The sequence below is a fragment of the Enterococcus sp. 5B3_DIV0040 genome (genome assembly GCF_002140755.1).
Taxonomy (GTDB): Bacteria; Bacillota; Bacilli; order Lactobacillales; family Enterococcaceae; genus Enterococcus_D; species Enterococcus_D casseliflavus.
Map to the genome: position 1 here is coordinate 971,733 of NZ_NGLC01000001.1, position 20,978 is coordinate 992,710.

The window sequence follows — 20,978 nt, forward strand, 5'->3', positions numbered from 1 at the left end:
CTGTGTAAAATCAATAAATAATTAAATAATGAATCCCCCCTTGGAATCATCCGTTGATTCCAAGGGGGGATTTTGTCTAGCTTTTTACTCTTTTTCCAAAGGGAAATGGTTAGCATCGAAAGAAGCGTTTGTTTAGTCACTAATTGCTGTTAATTTTTTTATTTTTTCATTAAAAGCATTCGATAGTTTCTGACATAAATTCGTTTCAAAATCACGATAGCGACAAAAATCAATGATTGCCGAGTTTTCTTCGGTTGTAAAAGGGGGTAAAAGCTGTGGTGAGCTCAAAATATAAAAGTCAAAAGGTTCTTCAGTTGGCAGCGTGATCCGTTCAATTTCAACGTAGGGCAACCGTTCACATATATTAAAAACTTCCATGGAAACCAAGTAGTTAGATACATAGACAAAAGCAACTTTAAGTTTATATTTTTGTTCCTTTTCAATGTAAATGGGATAAAGCAAACAGGCTTGATAAAAAGCAAGATCGGTATAACAGGTTTTTAACCACTCATAACCTTTACGATTTGCTATTTTACGCCAAAAACTTTGAATGGTATTTGTCAAAATCGTATGTAATGGGTATTTATCCTTAATGACATTTGCTTCGAAAAAATTTGAAAGGGGAACTTTTTGCTTAAATATACAGAACTTCAGCAACGTAAGATATGTATTCATATAAAGGAACGACTGATGGTCGAAGTCAAAATCACAGAGAAATTTTTGGCAATGTTCTTCAAACTCAGTCATCAGCTCTTTTAATTCTAGCTTTTCGTGATTGTAACAATCCGCTACAATCGGAAGACGCACATCTTTGGCAGAAGTCAGCATCGGCCAGTAATAAAAAAGAAAGAACAAAGAATTGATCTCAAGAATGTCTATTGCTGAATCAATGATCATAAAGAAAGCAGAGAAGAAATCAAGCTTTTCACCACTGGGGATAAATGATCGGTTCGTTAACTGATAAAGATTTGTCTTGTGACCATCCTTTAAACGAAACAGACAAATCTTGCAATGAAGTAAGGCTTCTTTTTTGCCAATTTCATACTTGCTTTTGTATTTCGTTCCTTCATAGGTAACAAAAAGCTCTTCGATCTCTTGGTCAAAGGCCTTCACCAAACTATCCCCTAAAGAAATGTGCCAGATAAAATTAAACAATAAGATGCGAATCACCATCTCTGAACCGATAAGCGTCATGGCTGATTGATTTAAGGTTACGTTGAATTCCTTTAAATGATCCTGAAGCTTTTTAGTTTGACGGAAACAAGTCGAACGACTGATATAGTTTCTTTGGCAAAATGCCAGCAAACTTTCATCTTGATTGGTCAAGATACTTAACAACATTTTATAAGAAATACTTTCTTGGGCTAAAAACTGCTGATATTGATTGTATTCAATCAAATTTTTAGGGAGACTAAGGGTGTTTTTATGTAATGAAAGATTTACTGGGGAGAGGTTTTGCAGGTCCTCTTGGATCGAGGAAAGTAAACTTTTCAATCTCGTTGCACTTAAATGGGTCAGATTTTTCACGAACTCTATGTTGTATTCACCCGGAGCAATTGATAGTAGTTTTCCGTAGAGTCCGATTTTGTCTAATGCTCGGGTATCTAAGAGTATTTTTTCAATCAAATGATCACCTTCTTATTTTATTAATAACTTATTTATATTACTGTGTAAAGACACGTCTCAAAACTTTTGCTTTTTTTTAGAAAAACTGAGACAAATTTTTGCCAGAGCTGTCTCATAAAGAACAAAAATAGAAATCGCATGTGAAAAACGCTAGTTTTTTTTAGTTATTAAATAACGTTGGTTAATTGGTTCCGCTTTGAAATAAAAAAACTTTTTTATTTATGAATAACTACAGATGCGTAAATTTTTCCTGTTTTTCAGAAAATAAAAAAAAGAGGTGTCTTTCGCTTCTTTCTTGTATCATCAGCTTGTAATTTTTGATTCTTTGAAAGGAGGTCTTTTTATGTTTTTGACAAAGAGACACCACTGGTTCTCTTTCATTTTCTGTATGTTAGGGGGGATATTATTTTTCATTTATTCGAGTTTGCAAACAAATGGGATAGCAAGTGCACAAGAAGAAAATACGATCGCTATTACCGAAACGGAGCAGATCAAGTTGACAGGTCAACGGGAGGGCAATCAATTTACTTTACGATATCAGCTATCACAAAAAAACAAACAGCAACGCATCTGGCTGCAATTATATGCACTTGATGAAACAAAAGAACAACCGCTAACGAAAACGAACAACAAAGAGGTGGTTTTTATTGAGGATGAATCCGCGCAGTCTTGGCTAACAACACAAGACTTCTTGAAAACACCCTGTGAACAAGAAGTAACGTTTCAACTACCTAATGAAACAAAAAAACTGAAGTTGGCGATTCAGATTGAAGAATATGATCACGAAAATCAAGAATCGCACAAATTGGCGTCTTTGGATGAATTGATAGTTGACATTCCGCTTGCGACAGAATCTGCTTCCTCAGATAGGGTGGAAGTCAGCTCAACTGATTCACAAGCTGCAGAAACCGGCACGGAGTCAACTTCGGAACAAGTGTCGAATGAAGACTCAAAAGGTGTTTCGAATGAAGAAACGCAGGAAGAGACAAAGGAAACAGGAACAACGACAAGTTCTTCTGAAGACGAAACACTCATTGAACCGTTTAAACAAGAACGTCTTTATCAAAAAACGACCGTTTCACAGGCTTTTGCTTCGATTGAACCAGATTATACGACAGACCAAAGCGGGACGTATCCTTCGGCTAATTGGACAATTGATGAAAAGAGCAATGTCTTAAATCATCAGGGGAACAAAGATGCAGGCGAAACCTGGGATGGCGTAACTACATGGAATGGTGATCCAGAAAATTTGACCAACTCGTATATTGAGTATGGTGGTGTGGGAGATGAAGCGGATTTTGCTTTACGGAAATTTGCAAAAGAGACGAATACTCCAGGACTGTTTGATGTCTACCTAAATGTACGAGGGAATGTTCAACGCCAAATTGATCCGATCGATGTTGTGTTGGTAGTGGATTGGTCAGGGAGTATGAATGAGATGGGACGCATCACTGAGGTAAAAAAAGGTGTGGATCGCTTTTTGAATCAAATTGAAGGAAGCGGCATTCAAGACAGTGTCTACATGGGCTATGTCGGTTATTCCAGTGATGGTAACAATTACCAAAACAAAACCTGCCAGTTAGGAAAATTTTCTGAAGTCAAAGAGACGATCCGAACGATGACGCCAGAAACAGCAGCTGGGGGGACCTTTACCCAAAGAGGGCTGCGCCAAGCTGGGGATATGCTATCAACGCAAAATGGACATAAGAAAGTCATCGTTTTGCTAACAGATGGCGTGCCGACCTACAGTTATCATGTGTCCAAAGTGCATACACAAGCAGATGGTAGTTATTATGGAACCGCCTTTTCTCTTTCTCAAGACCAGCCGATGAATACTTCACATCTCTACAACGGGTATTTTGCATCTGATCAGTACGGTAACTCTAAATGGATCAACAATACGTTTGTCGCCACGATCGGTGAGGCGATGGCGTTAAAAGAGCGCGGGATTGAGATTCACGGATTGGGGATTCAACTGCAAGGGGATCAAACAGCTGGGTATACAAAGGCCGATGTTGAGAACAAAATGAGACAGATGGTTTCTGCTGATGAAGAGGGGCATCTTTATTATGAGTCAGCCAATGAAGCAGCGGATATTGCCGACTATCTCGAGAAAAAAGCCCTTCATATTTCGGCGACAGTCACTGATGGAGAGATTACTGACCCCATTTCGCAACCATTTTTATACGAAGAAAATAGCTTGTCCATCAAAAGTGTCGGTTCTGCTGCTCTAACGGTGCAGCCTGAGGTCACGATATCTGACAATACACTCAATGCTTCTGGTCTTTATTTAGGCGAAGGACAGGAACTGCAAATTCATTATCAAGTGCGGATTCAAACGGAAGCAGCGGATTTTAAACCAGATACTTGGTATCAAATGAATGGAGAAACGGTGTTTTATCCGAATCATCAGTCCGATCAAAAGGCATTGTTTGGTGTGCCTTCTGCCAAAGCACCTGGGAAAGAGTTGACGATCAAAAAAGTCTGGGAGGAATACGATGGCGATACGTCAAGTCGCCCAGAATCTGTCTATTTTGAAATAAGCAGAAGCCCAGTTACTAGCAAGGAGAGCTGGCAAACAGGATATCTCAAACTTACTGAGACCGATGCACAAGATCAGACAAGTTGGGAACGAAGCAAGGTTTCCGCGGTTTCTGAAAAGGATGGAACGGATTACGAAGAAACCCGTCTACTGCCGCTTTATAACAATCAAGGAGAAACGTTTAATTATCAAGTCACAAATGAACTGGCAGTATCAGGCTACGAGTCGACAAGAGTGGACGTTTCTACATGGAAAAACACAAAGACGTTTGTGCCCCTCGCATTAAATCTGATCAAAAAATCCGCTGTAGGAGAGGTGAAGCTGACAGGTGCTGTTTTTGAATTGACGGGCGCTGGAAAGACAGTAACCCTTGTGGATCAAGGGGATGGAACGTACGGGCTGCCAGCAGATACTACGTTGCAAAAAAGTCAGACGTATCGTTTAAAGGAAGTCACTGCACCGGCGGGACATCATTTGGCTAAGCAAACAGAGTGGCTGATCCATATTGATGAGCAAGGGCATGCGACGATTGATGGACAACCTGTCACACTGGTCGAGCATACGATTATCCTGGAGATTATCAATCCGTTTACAGAAATTCCAGTCGCTATTCGAAAATATACGTTGCAAAATGAGCAGCAAGTATTGTTAGCAGGCGCTGTCTTTTCTCTGCAACAAAAAACAGCAGGAGGGGATTATCAAGAAATCGCCTCAGAAACGTCGGATGATGTTGGGATGGCTGAATTTACGATCCTTGAGCCTGGCGCTTATCGTATCTCAGAAACAGCCGGTCCGCTCGGATATGATACGGTTGCCGGTGACTATGAATTTGTCGTTGGTACAGACGGAAAAATCCAGTATCAAGGGGAAAATGTCGACGGGGATGCCAACTGTTGGACCCTTACCCATGGCAATCAGTTAAAACCTTTTGATTTGGTGGTCAATAAACAGGATGAACTGGGACAAGCACTTGAGGGGGCAAAATTCCGGCTAAGTGGAAACGGACGGACTGTCGAACTGCCTGAAAACGGAGAAGCACTAGCGGTATTTCACTTCCAAGATCTCACACCCGGCAGCTATACCTTGGAAGAAACTGGTACACCCGCAGGCTATGCAGGTTTAACAGCACCTGTCCAAATCAAGATTGAAGAGGATGGTCAGGTCTTTATCGATGAAGAACGACTACCGAATCTTCTTGTTTCTGGAGAAAAGAACAATCAAATAGAATTGATCGTAACCAATCAAGTGAAAGTGTCTCTTCCTGAAACCGGAGGGAATTGGCATGGATGGATGGTCATTCTTTCAGCAAGTCTGCTAGTCCTTTTAGCTGGTAGCTATTTGCACGTTAAGCGCAAAGATAAGCCTTCATTAAAGTAATTTTTCCATTAGCGAATGAAAAACGAAAAAAAATTTAGAAGAGAGGAAAGAACAATGAAAAAGATTTTTAATCATACGAAAATGGTTTGTCTCCTATTTTTACTTTTGCCATTTGTCTTTTTTGGAACAAAAAATCAGCAAGTGTCTGCAGAGAGCAATTTGGCACAGATCCATCTCCATAAAAAGAAAATGGTCAATCTGCCAGGTTCATTGATTCAAAATAGTGGGACTGAGATGGAAGAGTTTGATCAATACCAAGGCTTAGCCGATGTCACTTTTTCTGTCTATGATGTGACAGCAGCATTTTATGAAAAACGATCTGCAGGGGCATCCGTTGAAGAAGCCAAGCGTCAAGTTCAAACCTTGACGTCTGGTTCCCCTATAGCTAGCGGAAAAACAGATGCAGCCGGTGATTTGGTTTTTGAATTGCCGAAAAAACAAGCCGATCGGGATGCAGTTTACACCATTGTAGAAGCCCCTAAAGACGGCGTTACAACTGCTGAGAATATGGTGATCGCCTTTCCCGTATATGAAATGATCCAACAAGCTGATGGCTCATATGTTTATGGAGAAGAAGAGCTAGACACGATCCATCTTTATCCGAAAAATATCGTCACAAATGAAGGAACGCTCCTTGTGAATAAGCGAGGAACGGGGGAAAACGAACCACTGAATGATGCGGAATTTGTTGTTTCAAAGCAAGAAGGACGCGAAAATACCAAGAAATACATTTTAAGTGCAGCCGATGGACTTTATACATGGACAACTGACAAACAGGCAGCGTACCGTTTTTTGACAGGCAAACAATATGCTGCTGGAGACGCTGGTATCGATGTGAGTGAGAACCAAAAAGGACAGCTAAAGATTGCGCAACTAGAAACAGGCGCCTATCAATTAGAGGAAACGAAAGCCCCAAGTCAAGCCGCCTTAATCGAGGAAGAAAGAATCAAGGATTTCTCGATTGATTCAGGAAGTAACGTTACTGTTGAGCTAACAATCAAGAATGACACAACAAATGTTACAAAAACAACACCACAATTAGACGGCAAAGACGTGGAGATCGGCGAAAGAATCCAATATCACCTAACGGTCAATATCCCATCAGGTATTCAAGATAAAGTAGGATCAGAAAACAAATACAAACATTTTCAATTGATCGATGCCCATGATCCAGCATTAACTTTTGAAAATACAGCTGAAGGAGAAACGGGCTATGCGTTGTATGATGGAGAGCAGAAAATCGATGCGACGAATTACCAAGTAACGGAAAAAGAGCATGGCTTTACGGTAACTATCAATCCAGAATTCGTGCCGCAATTAACGCCGGGAAATCAATTGCGCTTTGTGTATTATATGTATTTAAATGAACAGGCTATGCCTATTAATGGCTTTACGAATAAAGCAAATGTAGAAACGGATTTCATGACGGATCAAACGCCTCCAAGCGTGGAAGTTTTGACAGGGGGCAAACGGTTCTTAAAAGTCGATGGGGCTGTGACCGCTACCGAAGCATTGGCAGATGCAGTTTTTGTTGTACGGGATCAAGACCGTGATGATGCCAACTACCTGAAAATCGAAGAAGGAACCAAACAGGTATCTTGGGTGCAAACAGCGGATGAAGCGACGAAATTTACCACAGGGACAGATGGATTAGTTGATATCATCGGGTTAAAATTTGGCACCTACTATTTGGAAGAAGTAAAAGCACCAAAAAATTATGTACTGCTAACAAATCGCATCGCTTTTGAAGTACATGAAACGTCTTATGGAACGAAAGAGCAATTGGGAGATCCAGAAAAAGTCCCTAACCGCCGCAAAGGAACCTTACCGGCAACTGGTGGTGCCGGCACGTATTTAATGGGCGCCATCGGAGTGGTGATCGTTGGTTTAGCTGGGTGTTATTTTGTTAAACGGAAAAAAGGGTAAGTAAATGAGATGAAAATGCACGATGACAATCAAAAGGAAAAGAAATGGCACGAAAGTACCTACTCAAAAAGTGACTTTGTTGGATGTTCTAATGGGTATTCTGCTGCTGCTAGGTGTTCTGATCATCAGTTATCCTTTTGTAAGTAATCAGCTCAACACCTTTTTGGATCAACAGTTGATCAGCTACTACCAAAGCCAAGCTAAAAAAATGAGTGAAATAGAAAAACAACAAAAAAGGAACCAGTTGGAACGAGTAAATCAAGAGCTGGCACAGCATCCCAGCAATCCTGGAATCAAAGAAACGCAAGATTTATCAGAAACAAGGGACTCAGAATCAGGCGATACACCTGATTACTATGAACGACATACGATCGGCGTTTTAAAGATCCCCGTGATTGGTGTCGCTCTCCCGATTTTTGATCAAACCACCGATACGTTGTTAAAAAGAGGAGCAACATTATTGGAGGGCGCTTCGTATCCAATAGGTGGTGAAGATACCCATGCAGTTTTGTGCGGACACCGTGGGTTAACGAGTGCAACCCTCTTTACGGATCTGCCTAAGCTGCAGATCGGCGATGAGTTTTATATCGAAACGTTTGATGATACGTTGGCGTATCAAATAGATCAGATTAAAACGGTCGCCCCTGATGATACCGAAGCACTAAAAATTGTCAAAGGCAGTGATTATGTCACCTTACTAACCTGCACACCCTATATGGTCAATAGCCATCGTTTATTGGTTCGCGGCAAAAGGGTTCCTTACAATGAAGAAAATGAAACAAATGCCGCAAAAAAAGCAAACCAGCAGGATTTGTGGGTGCTGCTAGTTGTAAGCACCACACTATTACTACTCCTGCTGGTGATTAGCAAAATCAAAAGAAAAAAACAGCATGATTTGATCACTCCCAGTGATAAGAAGCAAAGATAGCAGGTTTTCCTCTAGATCCACTAGAAAATGACTTGTTAACCTTACTCAGAACGAAACATGTCGTGTGAAATATGGTACAATAACGAAGATAAAAGGTAGTAAAAAGCAGTCGGTCTAATGGTAAAGGTGTCAGAAAAAAGGAAGAATGAGTGGGTAGACAAGCTTTTTCCAACCACTTCCCCAAAATTAAAAAGCGAGAAAGCGCGTATGACGCATGAGAATCGCGCTGAAAGCTTTACCTATGCACGAGGTTGGAACAAGAACATTGTCCTAAAGCAATTTTAGCAAAATGCCCAGTGTGACTAGTTTCTCTGATGGTTTTAGAGCAAATAGTCCTCGTTCTTGTTAGGTATATACTGCATGGATTTAGACACTACTGTCTTTTTACCAATTCGAAGAAGTACCAAGGAGGAAAACGTTCAAATGACCATTCAATGGTTTCCAGGCCATATGGCGAAAGCCAGACGTGAAGTAAGTGAGAAATTAAAATTCGTGGATATCGTTTTTGAACTCGTGGACGCACGCTTGCCGATCTCATCCCGCAACCCCATGCTGGACCAATTATTACAGCAAAAACCACGATTGATCTTGATCAATAAAGCGGATTTAGCAGATCCCGTTCAAACCAAAAAATGGGAGCATTATTTCCAAGCACAAGGCTATTTAGCCTTGGCGATCAACGCCCAAGACAATCAAGGCGTCAAAGCCATTGTCCCGACGGCTAAGCAAGTCTTGAAGGAAAAAATCGCTCGTGACAAAGCCAGAGGATTGAAGCCCCGTGCGATTCGAGCGATGGTGATTGGCATTCCGAATGTCGGAAAATCAACCTTGATGAACCGTTTAGTAGGGAAGAAAATTGCTCAGACGGGTAATAAACCCGGCGTGACCAAAGGACAGCAATGGCTGCGTTTTGGGACTGATCTAGAGCTGCTAGATACGCCTGGGATCTTATGGCCAAAATTTGAAGATCCTGAGATTGGTAAAAAATTGGCATTGACGGGGGCTATTAAAGATCAGCTGATCCATTTGGATGATATCGCATTGTATGGACTTGATTTTTTTGCCCGCTATTATCCTGAAAGAATCGCCAATCGTTACCAACTAAAGGCGGAGGAAGAGGCGTTGTTAGCGCCAGACCTGTTGATGAAAATCACTGAAAAACGTGGGTATAAAGATAACTATGATCGAGGAAGCGAGCTTGTTGTCTTTGACATTCGGCAAGGAAAATTAGGCCGTTATACACTAGATCGAGTGGAGGAAATGGAAAGCCAAGATGAAACAACCGATTAAGTCAATCAAAGAGCGATTATTTGATCCAACATTTAATGACCTGGCATTTTTACAGGAATTGCAGGCAGATGAACGCGCGGGGGTCCAAAAGCTACTGCAACAATATGAGAAACAATTAGTTAAACAGCAGCTTTTGCAGGAGAAATACGAAGAAATGATGCGTTTTGAAAACGAAGCATTTCAACAAGGTGCCCGTTTTATCGCCGGTTTAGATGAAGTGGGGCGTGGACCATTAGCAGGACCCGTGGTGTCAGCTGCGGTCATTCTGCCTAAAGAATGTCAGATCTTAGGTCTGAATGATTCAAAACAGCTTTCTGCGAAGAAAAGAGAAGAACTGTTTATCGAAATTCAAAATAAAGCCGTGGCTGTCGGTATCGGTGTGGTTAGTCCTGAAGAAATCGATCGGATAAATATCTATCAAGCGAGCCGCCTGGCGATGAAAGAAGCTTTGATCGACTTAGCGGTCAAGCCGGAACATTTGCTCATTGATGCGATGACCATCGAGACCGACATCCCTCAACAAAGCTTGATCAAAGGCGATGCCCGCTCCATTTCGATTGCCGCAGCAAGTATCATTGCCAAAGTCTATCGTGACAATTTAATGAAAGATTTTCATGATGTGTATCCTTTTTATGGGTTTGATCAAAATGCTGGGTATGGGACCAAAGTTCATTTAGAAGGGTTAGCTGCCCATGGAATTTGCCCTATTCATCGAAAAACCTTTGCCCCAGTTAAACAATACCTATAAATTTCATCCATCCCTCTTTTTTTAGCGAATCTTATAAGTAAGATCACTAAGAAAAGAGGGCTTTGTTTATGAAATATCAACAAGCAACAGATTTTGAAAAACAGTTGATAAAACTGTACTACTGTCAGGGAATCGGTCTGCAAGGTTGCTGGAAGATTATTTGGCATTGGCTGGAAACAAAAGAAATGCGTTGTTCGTTGGAAGAGATGATTGCCATCGGCGTCCTTCCACAGCATAGGACGGTCTTTCGCCGATCGTGGGAGCAAATGACAGAAGAGCATATCACACAAAAGATGGGGGGACAAAACTACCTCACCTTCTTTTCAGCGGAGTATCCGATGCTTTTAAGACAAATTGCGGACCCACCATTATTACTATTTTACGAAGGAAATCTGCAATTGTTGCAAACGCCCATGATTGGATTTGTCGGCGCAAGAACAGCTTCTCGCTACGCGCGTAAAGTTTGCGAAAAGCTGATCCCGCCTTTAGTGACAGAAAACTATACGATCGTCAGTGGATTAGCAAATGGCGTCGACAGTTTTGCCCATGAATCAGCCATCAGAAATCGGGGACAAACCATTGCCGTGATTGCTTCTGGTTTGGAACATTGTTATCCTACTTCTGCGTATCCGTTGTTCCAGCAGATTCGTCAAGAACATCTAGTACTGAGTGAATATTCTCACGACACCAAACCGCAAAGACATCACTTCCCCTTACGCAATCGCATCATTGCCGGTATTTCAAAAGCAATCTGTGTGATTGAAGCTAAAGAAAGAAGCGGTTCTTTGATTACGGCACAATTAGCAATGGAAAATGGCCGAGAAGTTTTTGCAGTGCCTGGTGAAATGATTTCCGATCAGTCAAAAGGTTGTCACCACTTGATTCAAGATGGCGCAAAATGTACGATTAGTGTGTCAGATATTTTACAGGAGTTAGCCTTTTTTTGATTTTTCCAATCAACCTTCCTTGACAAACCTTTTCTTGAAAGCTATGATAAGCTACGATTTGTATGTTTCATCTGCATACGATAGGTTCACTGATTGATAGAATATAATAGTAGGAAAAATTCAGGAAGGAGCCATTCTTTATATGGCATATAAATATTTAGTAATCGTGGAATCGCCGGCAAAGGCGAAAACCATTGAAAAATACCTTGGACGAAATTACAAAGTCGTCGCAAGTGTCGGTCATATTCGTGATCTTCCTAAAAGTAAAATGGGAATTGATGTCGAAAATGACTACGAACCGCATTACATTTCGATCCGTGGCAAGGGCGATGTGATCAAAAGTCTCCGCTCAGCTGCGAAAAAAGCCGAAAAAGTCTACCTCGCAAGTGACCCGGATAGAGAAGGAGAAGCTATTGCTTGGCATTTAGCTTTTCTACTAGGGTTAGATTTAAAAGATAAAAACCGAGTCGTCTTTAATGAGATCACTAAGGATGCGGTCAAGGCAGCTTTCAAAGAACCAAGAACGATCGATGTAGATCTCGTTGACGCTCAACAAGCGCGCCGGATTTTAGATCGATTGGTGGGGTATTCATTGAGCCCGATCCTTTGGCGTAAAGTGAAAAAAGGCTTGAGTGCTGGCCGTGTTCAATCGGTGGCGCTTAAGATTATTATAGATCGTGAAAAAGAGATCCGTGAGTTTGTTCCTGAAGAATATTGGAGCATCGATGGGAACTTTAAAAAAGCCACGAAAAAATTCAAAGCCAATTTTTGGGGCCTAGATGGCAAAAAGAAAAAATTACCGAATGCTGAAAGCATAAAAGAAATCACCGATCGTCTTTCTAGTAAAGAGTTTCAAGTGACGAAGGTTGAAAAGAAAGAACGCAAACGCAACCCGGCGGCACCGTTTACCACCAGTAGCTTGCAACAAGAAGCAGCCCGTAAACTGAACTTTCGAACGCGGAAAACCATGATGGTCGCACAGCAGCTCTATGAAGGGATCGCTCTTGGTAAACAAGGAACCGTTGGTTTGATCACCTATATGCGTACCGATTCGACCCGAATCGCAGACACAGCCAAAGGCGAAGCGGCAGAATTTATTGAAAGTACTTATGGTTCAGAGTTCTCGGCGCACGGTGGCAAAAAACGCGCGAATGCACAAGGGGCACAAGATGCCCATGAAGCGGTAAGACCAACAAGTGTGATGCGTACGCCAGAAGCCATGGAGAAATTCTTAGACAAAGACCAACTGAAACTGTATCGCTTGATCTGGTCTCGCTTTGTGGCTAGTCAAATGACGCCGGCGATTTTGGATACAATGAAAGTTACCTTGGATCAAAATGGTGTCATCTTTATTGCCAATGGTTCAAAGATCAAATTTAAAGGGTTTATGCAGGTCTATGTGGAAGGGCGCGATGATGGCAAAGAAGACAAAGAGAACATTTTGCCAGAGTTAGTTGAAGGAGATGTGGTCCAATCCGTATCGATCGAACCAAAACAGCATTTCACTCAACCACCTGCCCGCTACAGTGAGGCCACCTTGATCAAAACCCTTGAAGAGAACGGTGTGGGTCGTCCTTCAACTTATGCACCAACGTTGGAAACAATCCAACGACGTTATTATGTGAAATTGACACAAAAACGTTTTGAGCCAACTGAACTTGGTGAGATCGTCAATTCATTGATCGAGGAATTCTTCCCGCAAATCGTTGATATGCATTTTACTGCTGAAATGGAAAATAGCTTGGATAGCATTGAAGCTGGGAAAGAAGAATGGGTCAAAGTCGTCGATCAATTCTACCGTCCCTTTGAAAAAGAATTGACGACCGCAGAAGAAAGTATCGAAAAAATCCAAATCAAAGACGAACCTGCAGGCTTTGACTGTGATCTTTGTGGACATCCAATGGTGATCAAATTAGGTCGCTACGGAAAATTTTATGCCTGTAGTAATTTCCCTGACTGTCGCAACACGAAACCAATCGTCAAAGAAATCGGCGTTGAGTGCCCGGTCTGTCACCAAGGCCAAGTTGTTGAACGCAAATCGAAAAAAAATCGGTTGTTTTATGGATGTACCCGTTATCCGGACTGTGACTTTACTTCTTGGGACAAACCTGTAGGCCGTAATTGTCCGAAATGTGATAATTACTTAGTCGAGAAGAAAGTCAAAGGCGGCAAGCAAGTCGTGTGTATCAATGGGGACTATGAAGAAAATGTGCAAAAATAACTAGCAGGATTCCCTGTTAAAAAAAGAATCGGCGCATTCTTTTGAACGGTCAGCCTCGATGTTGGCTGACAAAAGAAAGTGCCGGTCCTTTTGATTAATACAAGCAGTTTCTTATGAGAAGAGGCGAGCTTTTGAAATAAAAGGAGAGCACTATGAAAGAAATCAATGTTATTGGTGCCGGTTTAGCCGGAAGCGAAGCTGCTTGGCAAGCAGCTCAAGCAGGTGTCGCAGTAAAGCTTTATGAAATGCGTCCTAAGAAATCGACAGAAGCCCATCACACAAATAATTTTGCTGAACTTGTTTGTACGAATTCACTTCGGGGCAACAATTTAACGAATGCGGTCGGTGTTTTGAAAGAAGAAATGCGCCGCTTAGATTCAGTCATTATTACCTCTGCAGACAAAACAGCTGTTCCAGCAGGGGGTGCTTTAGCTGTGGATCGTGATGATTTCTCAGAGTTAGTAACCAAACGTGTAAAAGAACATCCTTTAGTCACTGTCATCGAAGAGGAGATCACTGAAATTCCAGAAGGGATTACCGTGATTGCAACTGGACCTTTGACTTCTGAACCTTTATCAAAAGCGATCCAAGCTTTTAACGGATCAGAAGGATTTTATTTCTATGACGCAGCAGCACCGATCGTCGATAAATCCACCATCAATATGGATAAAGTTTATTTGAAATCACGCTACGACAAAGGCGAAGCAGCCTATCTGAACTGTCCAATGAACGAAGAGGAGTTTTATGCGTTTCGTGAAGCTTTAGTCAATGCGGAAGTGGCCCCTTTGAAAGAATTCGAAAAAGAAAAATTCTTTGAAGGATGTATGCCAATCGAAGTTATGGCTGGCCGTGGACCGAAAACTATGTTGTTTGGTCCGATGAAACCCGTTGGTTTGGAAGATCCGAAAACCGGCAAGCGTCCTTATGCAGTGATTCAGCTGCGGCAAGACAATGCAGCTGCTTCTCTGTACAACATCGTTGGTTTTCAAACACATTTGAAATGGGGCGAGCAAAAGCGGGTATTCCGGATGATCCCTGGTTTGGAAGAGGCAGAATTTGTGCGCTACGGCGTGATGCATCGGAATAGTTTTATGAATTCACCAGAGTTGTTACAACAAACGTACCAATCGAAAAAACGTGAAGACCTCTTTTTTGCTGGTCAGATGACAGGCGTTGAAGGGTATGTTGAAAGTGCAGCCAGTGGATTGATGGCCGGGATCAACGCTGCCAAACTTGCAAAAGGGGAAGCGCCGATCATTATGCCACAAGAGACGACAATTGGCAGTATGGCGTATTATATCACTCATGCAGAAGGCAAACACTTCCAACCGATGAATGCCAACTTTGGTTTGCTGCCAGAACTTCCAGAACGAATCAGAGATAAAAAATCTCGTTATGAAGCATTGGCAAACCGGGCATTAGCTGCCTTAGAAGAAGCCAAAGAACAACTATAAGAGCGATGAGTCATCACCTTCTTACTAATAAATGGTAAGAAGGTTTTTTTTTAATTTGTCTTGAAACTTTAATCAAGGTGACTTATGATAGACAGTAACAATGACAGAAGGTGGTGAAGATGGTGATTGGAGAATGGATTCATTTGATTCAAAACTATTTACAGCGTTTTCCTACAGTAATTCAATTTTTAGGATGGCTGATCCTGTTGGTCGGGGTCATTTTCGTTGTCTTTGTTTTATTTAGTTTGCTGTTAGGTCCCATTATGTGGCTTTACAATCGCATCACAGACAAAAACCGCAGCAATGTCATTAGTCGCAATGATTTTGTGATCGGTGAACTGACGGAAAAGATTGTCGGAGATACAATCGGCGAAGTCATGGAGATAGGGAGTCAAGGTGCACGTTCTGTTTATCCTGCACGTTTTTTTCGGGAAGAAGATCGTGAAAACAATGTTCGATTGCCAGTCGGAACCAAAGTCATCATTGTCGATTTTGATAAAAAAGGGATCGCGTTGGTGGTGGAAAGTAAAAATTTTATAGAATAGGAAGTGTTACGTTATGGTGGATACAGGATCAGCAGTAGATTTTTTAAGTAATCCGATTTTATGGGGTGTTGTCCTCGTTGTTTTATTGATCGCTTTTTTGATGATACGCTATCGCATTGGGAAACCCGATGAAGCATTGATCGTTACGGGGTCGTTTTTAGGAAAAGAAGGCATCAAAATCTTAAAAAACAGTGGGACGTTTGTGATTCCTATTGTTCAAAAAGCCCATAAATTAAGTTTATTGACCCACAAGTTAGAGATTGGGACACCAGAAGTTTATACGGAACAAGGCGTACCGATCAAAGCCAGTGCGACGGTGCTTGTAAAGGTCGGCAACAGTACCGAGTCGATCAAGACAGCTGCTGAGCAATACTTAGGCAAATCCACAGGTGAATTGGAAGATGAAGCCCAAGAAGTCTTAGAAGGTCACTTACGGGCGATTCTAGGAACGATGACGGTAGAAGCCATCTATAAAAACCGCGATGATTTTGCGGAACAAGTGCAAGAAGTTGCCTCTACGGATTTGAAGAAAATGGGGTTGGAGATCGTTTCGTTTACGATCAAAGATGTCAGCGACAGCAATGGCTACTTGGATGCGTTAGGACGCCCTCAGATTGCTGAAGTGAAAAAAAATGCCGAAGTAGCGGAATCCAATGCCTTAAGAGAAACTCGAATCAAGCAAGCTGAGAATGAGCAATTGGCACAGCATGAAGAGATCCGTCGCCAAACAGAAATTGCAGAAGCGACAAAAGATATGGCATTGAAACAAGCACAATACAAACAAGAACGCGAAGTTGCGGATGCGAAAGCGGAACAGATCGCGGTCGGCGAACAAATGAAAGTTCAATTGATCGAACAAGAAAAAAATATCGAGATTCAAGAAAAACAAGCGGAATTGACGGAAAAAGAATTGAATGCAACTGTCCGTAAAAAAGCCGAAGCGGATAAATATGTGGTTGAACAAAACGCTTTAGCAGACAAAGCAAGAGAAATCGCACGAGCACAAGCGGAAGCGGAAAAAGTCAAATTAGCTGCCCAAGCAGAAGCCGAACGAATTGAAAAACTAGGTAGTGCCGACGCGGAACGGATCGCAAAAGTCGGTCAAGCCGAAGCGGAAAGCCGTGAAAAGATGGCGATTGCTTTGACCAAACTGAACGAAGCTGGTATTTTGATGGAGTTCATCAAAGTGCTGCCTGAAATCGCGAAAGAGGTCAATGCGCCACTGAGCAATATTGATAAAGTGGTTAGCTTTGGCGGCAATGATGGTCTTCAATCAATGGGGGAAGCTGGTTTAGCGCGAACCTTTGATACGATCAAAGAGACAACCGGATTAGACTTAGTTGGGTTAATCAATGACACGATGTCCACAAAACAAGGAAACAAAGAGCTAGTTCAGGTTGTATCTGAAAGCACTGGTTCGCATCAGCCAACAACTGATCCAATCGAATAAAAGCAAATAAGTGGAAACGTATCAGTCCCTCTTTCTTTTGAGGAGAGGGACTGGTACGTTTTTCTGGCGCATTTAACGGATCTTTCTGAACAAAGATAAGAATCTTACGTAGATTCTTAGAAAGTTTTCACAATTATGTCTAAACTTTGAAATATTGATTAAATTCTGACAATTCATTTGTTTTTTTTTGTGGTCTATGCTAAAGTTATTTCGAATCATGAAAAGGGGGGTTAATTTGCAAACAGATCAGTTTCAAGAAGAGTTTTTTCGTTATCTTATTGTTGAAAGAGGGTATTCGGAAAAGACAAAAAAAGCGTATCAAGAAGATATGGGCGATTTTTTTCACTTCTTAAAAGAGTCTGGCAATGAAGACCCATTAGCAGTGGAATACCGCGATGTTCGCGTCTATTTAAGCTATTTGACGGAACGAGAGTACAGCCGTAATTCCATCAGTCGTAAAATGGCTAGTTTGCGATCTTTTTATCAGTTTCTAACCAAGCATGAGATCGTCAAAGAGAATCCTTTCGCCTACATTCATTTAAAAAAGAAAAACGCCAAATTGCCGCGTTTTTTTTATGAGAAGGAAATGGATGCTCTCTTTCAAAGTGTTGCTGGCGATGAGCCACTACAACAGCGCAATCAAGCATTGTTAGAAGTCCTTTATGGTTCAGGTTTGCGGGTCAGTGAGTGCAGCAGTCTCACACTGGGGGCAATCGATTGGGAAAGTGGCGTATTACTGATCCATGGGAAGGGGAATAAGGATCGCTATGTTCCTTTCGGTAGTTACGCACAAGCAGCAGTCAAACGCTATCTTTCCTCAGGACGCAAACAGCTGATGGAAAAGCAGAACAAGGAACACGAGATCCTTTTCGTGAATCATCTTGGTGACGGGATCACTGCAACTGGGATCGAATATGTTTTGAATCAAATCATTCGAAAAAGCAGTTTAGACAGTAAAATCCATCCTCATATGCTTCGGCATACGTTTGCAACCCATTTATTAAACAACGGCGCCGATATGCGGACCGTTCAAGAATTGTTGGGGCATGCCAATCTATCGACGACACAGATTTATGCGCATGTCACCAAAGACAGTTTACAAAAAAATTATCGCCAATTTCATCCACGCGCGTAAAATTGGTACAGGAGGAACATAAATGAAGTCAGAATTTCATTCAACCACCATCTGTGCGGTTGAAAAAGATGGGAAATTTGCCATGGCCGGTGACGGACAAGTAACGATGGGAGAACAGGTCGTTATGAAAGGAACCGCTCGGAAAGTCCGTCGAATTTACAACGGTGAAGTGATCGTTGGTTTTGCCGGCAGTGTGGCAGATGCCTTTACCTTGGAAGAAAAATTTGAAGGAAAACTAAATGAATACAACGGAAATTTGCAACGAGCTGCAGTAGAATTGGCACAAGAATGGCGGACTCAGCAGTCGATGCAAAAATTAGAGGCGATGCTGATCGTCATGAATGATAAGGAGATGCTTTTGGTCTCTGGGACAGGCGAAGTCATTTCGCCAGATGAAGGGATCTTAGCCATCGGTTCAGGTGGAAACTATGCCTTGGCAGCAGCCCGTGCGATGAAACGTTATGGCGGTGAACTATCTGCCAAAGAAATTGCTGAAGGTGCCTTGAATATTGCCGCAGACATTTGTGTCTTTACGAATCACAATATCATTGTAGAAGAGTTTTAAAGAGGGATGACGATATGACAAACCAAAACAAATCACCACGAGAAATCGTGAAAGAGTTAGATGAATACATCGTTGGACAAACCAACGCCAAAAAATCAGTGGCTGTTGCTTTGAGAAATCGCTACCGCCGGCTGCAATTAGATGAAAAGATGCAACAAGATGTCACACCAAAAAATATTTTGATGATCGGACCAACAGGGGTTGGTAAAACGGAAATTGCGCGACGCTTAGCAAAGATCGTTGATGCACCTTTCGTTAAGTTAGAAGCGACGAAATTCACGGAAGTCGGCTATGTCGGTCGAGACGTAGAATCGATGGTACGTGACCTCGTTGAGAATGCGATCCAAATCGTGAAAAAAGAACAATATAAAAACGTGCGGATCCAAGCAGAGAAAAAAGCCAACCGTCGTTTAGTAAAAGTCTTAGTTCCTGGTATTAAAAAGGAACAGAAAAAGAATACCAATCCTTATGAACAAATGATGAATATGTTCAACGCCGCACAACAACCAGAAGAGCCAAAAGAAGAATTGACGGATGAGATTCGCAGCAACCGTCAAGCCATTTTTGAGCAATTAGAAAAAGGCCTTTTAGACAACCGGGAAGTGACGATCCAAGTCGATGAGCCGAAAAATCAAGCACCGATGATGAACAATGGCTTAGAACAAATGGGGATCGATTTGAATGAAACCTTAGGAGCATTGAAACCGCAAAAGAAAATTGAACGCACAGTAACCGTAAAAGAAGCACGAGAATTGCTGATTCAAGAAGAATCCTCAAAACTGGTCAACGACGCGGATATTCATAGTGAAGCATTACGTTTAGCAGAATCTAGTGGCATCATTTTTCTAGATGAAATCGACAAAGTATCTTCGAAATCACAGCAGTCAGGAGAAGTTTCTCGTGAAGGGGTGCAAAGAGATATCTTGCCGATCGTTGAAGGATCGCAAGTCAATACGAAATACGGAACCCTACAAACAGACCATATCCTTTTTATTGCTTCTGGGGCATTCCACCTGTCGAAACCAAGCGATCTGATCCCTGAATTGCAAGGGCGTTTCCCGATTCGTGTGGAACTAGATGATTTGACAAAAGAAGACTTTGTTAAAATTTTAACGGAGCCCAACAATGCCTTAGTCAAGCAATACATTGCCTTGTTAGGAACCGAAAATGTCAAAGTAGTCTTTACGATGGAAGCTATCGAGAAAATTGCCGAAATTGCTTATCAAGTGAATCGCGATACCGACAATATTGGTGCTCGTCGTTTGCATACGATTCTAGAGAAACTACTTGAAGACTTATTGTTTGAAGCATCTGAGATGCAAATGGGTGAAATTACCATCACAGAAGCGTATGTGGAAGAAAAACTTGCGTCCATCGCAAAAGATGAAGACTTAAGCCGGTATATATTATAAAGGGAGCGGACCAATGAAAACATTATTAGAAAAGACAAGACAAATCAACGAATTATTGCAGCAAAAAAACACCTTTAATTTAGCTTCTGATTTGCCTTACGACAAGATGGCTGTCATTTTAGGAAACATCCTAGACAGCAATGCGTATATTATTAGCATTGACGGTAGCGTGTTAGGTTTTGTTGAGAACCATGATGTCAATAATGAACGCATCAAAAAAATGTTTGTTGAAAAACAGTTTCCTAAAAATTATACAGATTTAGTCGATCACCTGACTTCCACAGAAGCTAATGTGCCAATCAGTGATGATATGACCGCTTTTCCTGTAGAAGGCCGTGAATTGTATCCAAACGGACTAACGACCATCGTACCGATTTACGGTGCAGGAGAACGTTTAGGTACGATCATTCTTTCCAGAATCGATAAGTCCTTTGATGACGACGATTTGGTATTAGCGGAATACAGTGCGACAGTTGTTGGTATGCAATTCTTGTACCAAAAATCCCGCAGTATCGAAGAAGATGTTCGCAGTACCACAGCTGTTCAAATGGCAATCAACACCCTTTCTTATAGTGAGTTGAAAGCTGTTCAAGCGATCTTTGAGGCATTAGAAGGCGACGAAGGTCGTCTGACCGCGTCAAGTATCGCTGATCGCATTGGAATTACACGGTCGGTGATCGTAAATGCTTTACGTAAATTAGAGTCTGCCGGTATTATTGAATCCCGCTCTTTGGGGATGAAAGGCACCTATTTAAAAGTGCTTAACAGTCGCTTTAAAGAGGAATTGACGAAACATCAATATTAGGAGATGA

At 41.7% G+C, this 20,978-nt stretch carries 15 protein-coding genes; 14 read left to right on the top strand and 1 reads right to left on the bottom strand.

All coding sequences use genetic code 11. The features are described from left to right. Positions 1-132: 132 nt before the first annotated feature. Complete coding sequence (locus A5883_RS04730; protein WP_005236849.1) at positions 133-1,626, bottom strand: helix-turn-helix domain-containing protein; 1,494 nt, start codon at positions 1,624-1,626, stop codon at positions 133-135. 343 nt (positions 1,627-1,969) lie between these two features. On the opposite strand from A5883_RS04730, the gene A5883_RS04735 reads away from it, so the two are divergent. From A5883_RS04735 to codY, 14 genes are all read left to right on the top strand, one after another. After that, complete coding sequence (locus A5883_RS04735; protein WP_086338075.1) at positions 1,970-5,545, top strand: SpaA isopeptide-forming pilin-related protein; 3,576 nt, start codon at positions 1,970-1,972, stop codon at positions 5,543-5,545. A 54-nt stretch (positions 5,546-5,599) separates the two neighbouring features. Then, complete coding sequence (locus A5883_RS04740) at positions 5,600-7,471, top strand: SpaH/EbpB family LPXTG-anchored major pilin (protein WP_034878666.1); 1,872 nt, start codon at positions 5,600-5,602, stop codon at positions 7,469-7,471. Positions 7,472-7,493: 22 nt separating this feature from the next. Further along, entirely contained in the window at positions 7,494-8,399 is a 906-nt protein-coding gene (locus A5883_RS04745) for a class C sortase (RefSeq protein WP_086338076.1), read from the top strand. Between the two features lie 423 nt (positions 8,400-8,822). Then, positions 8,823-9,689, top strand: a complete 867-nt coding sequence (gene ylqF, locus A5883_RS04750; RefSeq protein WP_005229614.1) for a ribosome biogenesis GTPase YlqF — start codon at positions 8,823-8,825, stop codon at positions 9,687-9,689. Further along, positions 9,673-10,437 (top strand): ribonuclease HII, encoded by a 765-nt coding sequence (locus A5883_RS04755; RefSeq protein WP_005236834.1) that lies wholly within the window; start codon positions 9,673-9,675, stop codon positions 10,435-10,437. The genes ylqF and A5883_RS04755 overlap by 17 nt, the downstream gene beginning before the upstream one ends. Positions 10,438-10,505: 68 nt before the next feature. Beyond that, complete coding sequence (gene dprA, locus A5883_RS04760) at positions 10,506-11,384, top strand: DNA-processing protein DprA (protein WP_008379662.1); 879 nt, start codon at positions 10,506-10,508, stop codon at positions 11,382-11,384. A gap of 142 nt (positions 11,385-11,526) precedes the next feature. After that, positions 11,527-13,605: a type I DNA topoisomerase gene (topA, locus tag A5883_RS04765; protein WP_008379664.1), complete on the top strand. Its 2,079-nt coding sequence runs from the start codon at positions 11,527-11,529 to the stop codon at positions 13,603-13,605. A gap of 152 nt (positions 13,606-13,757) precedes the next feature. Then, a complete protein-coding gene (gene trmFO / locus A5883_RS04770; RefSeq protein ID WP_016613226.1) occupies positions 13,758-15,059 on the top strand; it encodes an FADH(2)-oxidizing methylenetetrahydrofolate--tRNA-(uracil(54)-C(5))-methyltransferase TrmFO in 1,302 nt (433 codons plus the stop codon). Between the two features lie 119 nt (positions 15,060-15,178). Next, positions 15,179-15,604: a hypothetical protein gene (locus A5883_RS04775; RefSeq protein WP_008379668.1), complete on the top strand. Its 426-nt coding sequence runs from the start codon at positions 15,179-15,181 to the stop codon at positions 15,602-15,604. 13 nt (positions 15,605-15,617) lie between these two features. Then, positions 15,618-17,054, top strand: a complete 1,437-nt coding sequence (locus A5883_RS04780) for a flotillin family protein (RefSeq protein WP_016613227.1) — start codon at positions 15,618-15,620, stop codon at positions 17,052-17,054. 196 nt (positions 17,055-17,250) lie between these two features. After that, positions 17,251-18,189, top strand: a complete 939-nt coding sequence (xerC, locus tag A5883_RS04785) for a tyrosine recombinase XerC (RefSeq protein WP_005236822.1) — start codon at positions 17,251-17,253, stop codon at positions 18,187-18,189. Between the two features lie 22 nt (positions 18,190-18,211). After that, entirely contained in the window at positions 18,212-18,754 is a 543-nt protein-coding gene (gene hslV / locus A5883_RS04790) for an ATP-dependent protease subunit HslV (RefSeq protein ID WP_005229630.1), read from the top strand. Between the two features lie 14 nt (positions 18,755-18,768). Beyond that, a complete protein-coding gene (gene hslU, locus A5883_RS04795) occupies positions 18,769-20,166 on the top strand; it encodes an ATP-dependent protease ATPase subunit HslU (RefSeq protein WP_005236820.1) in 1,398 nt (465 codons plus the stop codon). Positions 20,167-20,179: 13 nt separating this feature from the next. Further along, positions 20,180-20,971 (top strand): GTP-sensing pleiotropic transcriptional regulator CodY, encoded by a 792-nt coding sequence (gene codY / locus A5883_RS04800; protein ID WP_005236817.1) that lies wholly within the window; start codon positions 20,180-20,182, stop codon positions 20,969-20,971. Positions 20,972-20,978: the final 7 nt, after the last annotated feature.

Coding starts and splice junctions, on each gene's coding strand:
- A5883_RS04780 (WP_016613227.1), top strand. CDS start 15,618: ATGGTGGATACAGGATCAGCAGTAGATTTTTTAAGTAATCCGATTTTA.
- A5883_RS04775 (WP_008379668.1), top strand. CDS start 15,179: ATGGTGATTGGAGAATGGATTCATTTGATTCAAAACTATTTACAGCGT.
- topA (WP_008379664.1), top strand. CDS start 11,527: ATGGCATATAAATATTTAGTAATCGTGGAATCGCCGGCAAAGGCGAAA.
- ylqF (WP_005229614.1), top strand. CDS start 8,823: ATGACCATTCAATGGTTTCCAGGCCATATGGCGAAAGCCAGACGTGAA.
- xerC (WP_005236822.1), top strand. CDS start 17,251: ATGCTAAAGTTATTTCGAATCATGAAAAGGGGGGTTAATTTGCAAACA.
- A5883_RS04740 (WP_034878666.1), top strand. CDS start 5,600: ATGAAAAAGATTTTTAATCATACGAAAATGGTTTGTCTCCTATTTTTA.
- A5883_RS04735 (WP_086338075.1), top strand. CDS start 1,970: ATGTTTTTGACAAAGAGACACCACTGGTTCTCTTTCATTTTCTGTATG.
- hslU (WP_005236820.1), top strand. CDS start 18,769: ATGACAAACCAAAACAAATCACCACGAGAAATCGTGAAAGAGTTAGAT.
- codY (WP_005236817.1), top strand. CDS start 20,180: ATGAAAACATTATTAGAAAAGACAAGACAAATCAACGAATTATTGCAG.
- hslV (WP_005229630.1), top strand. CDS start 18,212: ATGAAGTCAGAATTTCATTCAACCACCATCTGTGCGGTTGAAAAAGAT.
- dprA (WP_008379662.1), top strand. CDS start 10,506: ATGAAATATCAACAAGCAACAGATTTTGAAAAACAGTTGATAAAACTG.
- A5883_RS04755 (WP_005236834.1), top strand. CDS start 9,673: ATGAAACAACCGATTAAGTCAATCAAAGAGCGATTATTTGATCCAACA.
- trmFO (WP_016613226.1), top strand. CDS start 13,758: ATGAAAGAAATCAATGTTATTGGTGCCGGTTTAGCCGGAAGCGAAGCT.
- A5883_RS04745 (WP_086338076.1), top strand. CDS start 7,494: ATGACAATCAAAAGGAAAAGAAATGGCACGAAAGTACCTACTCAAAAA.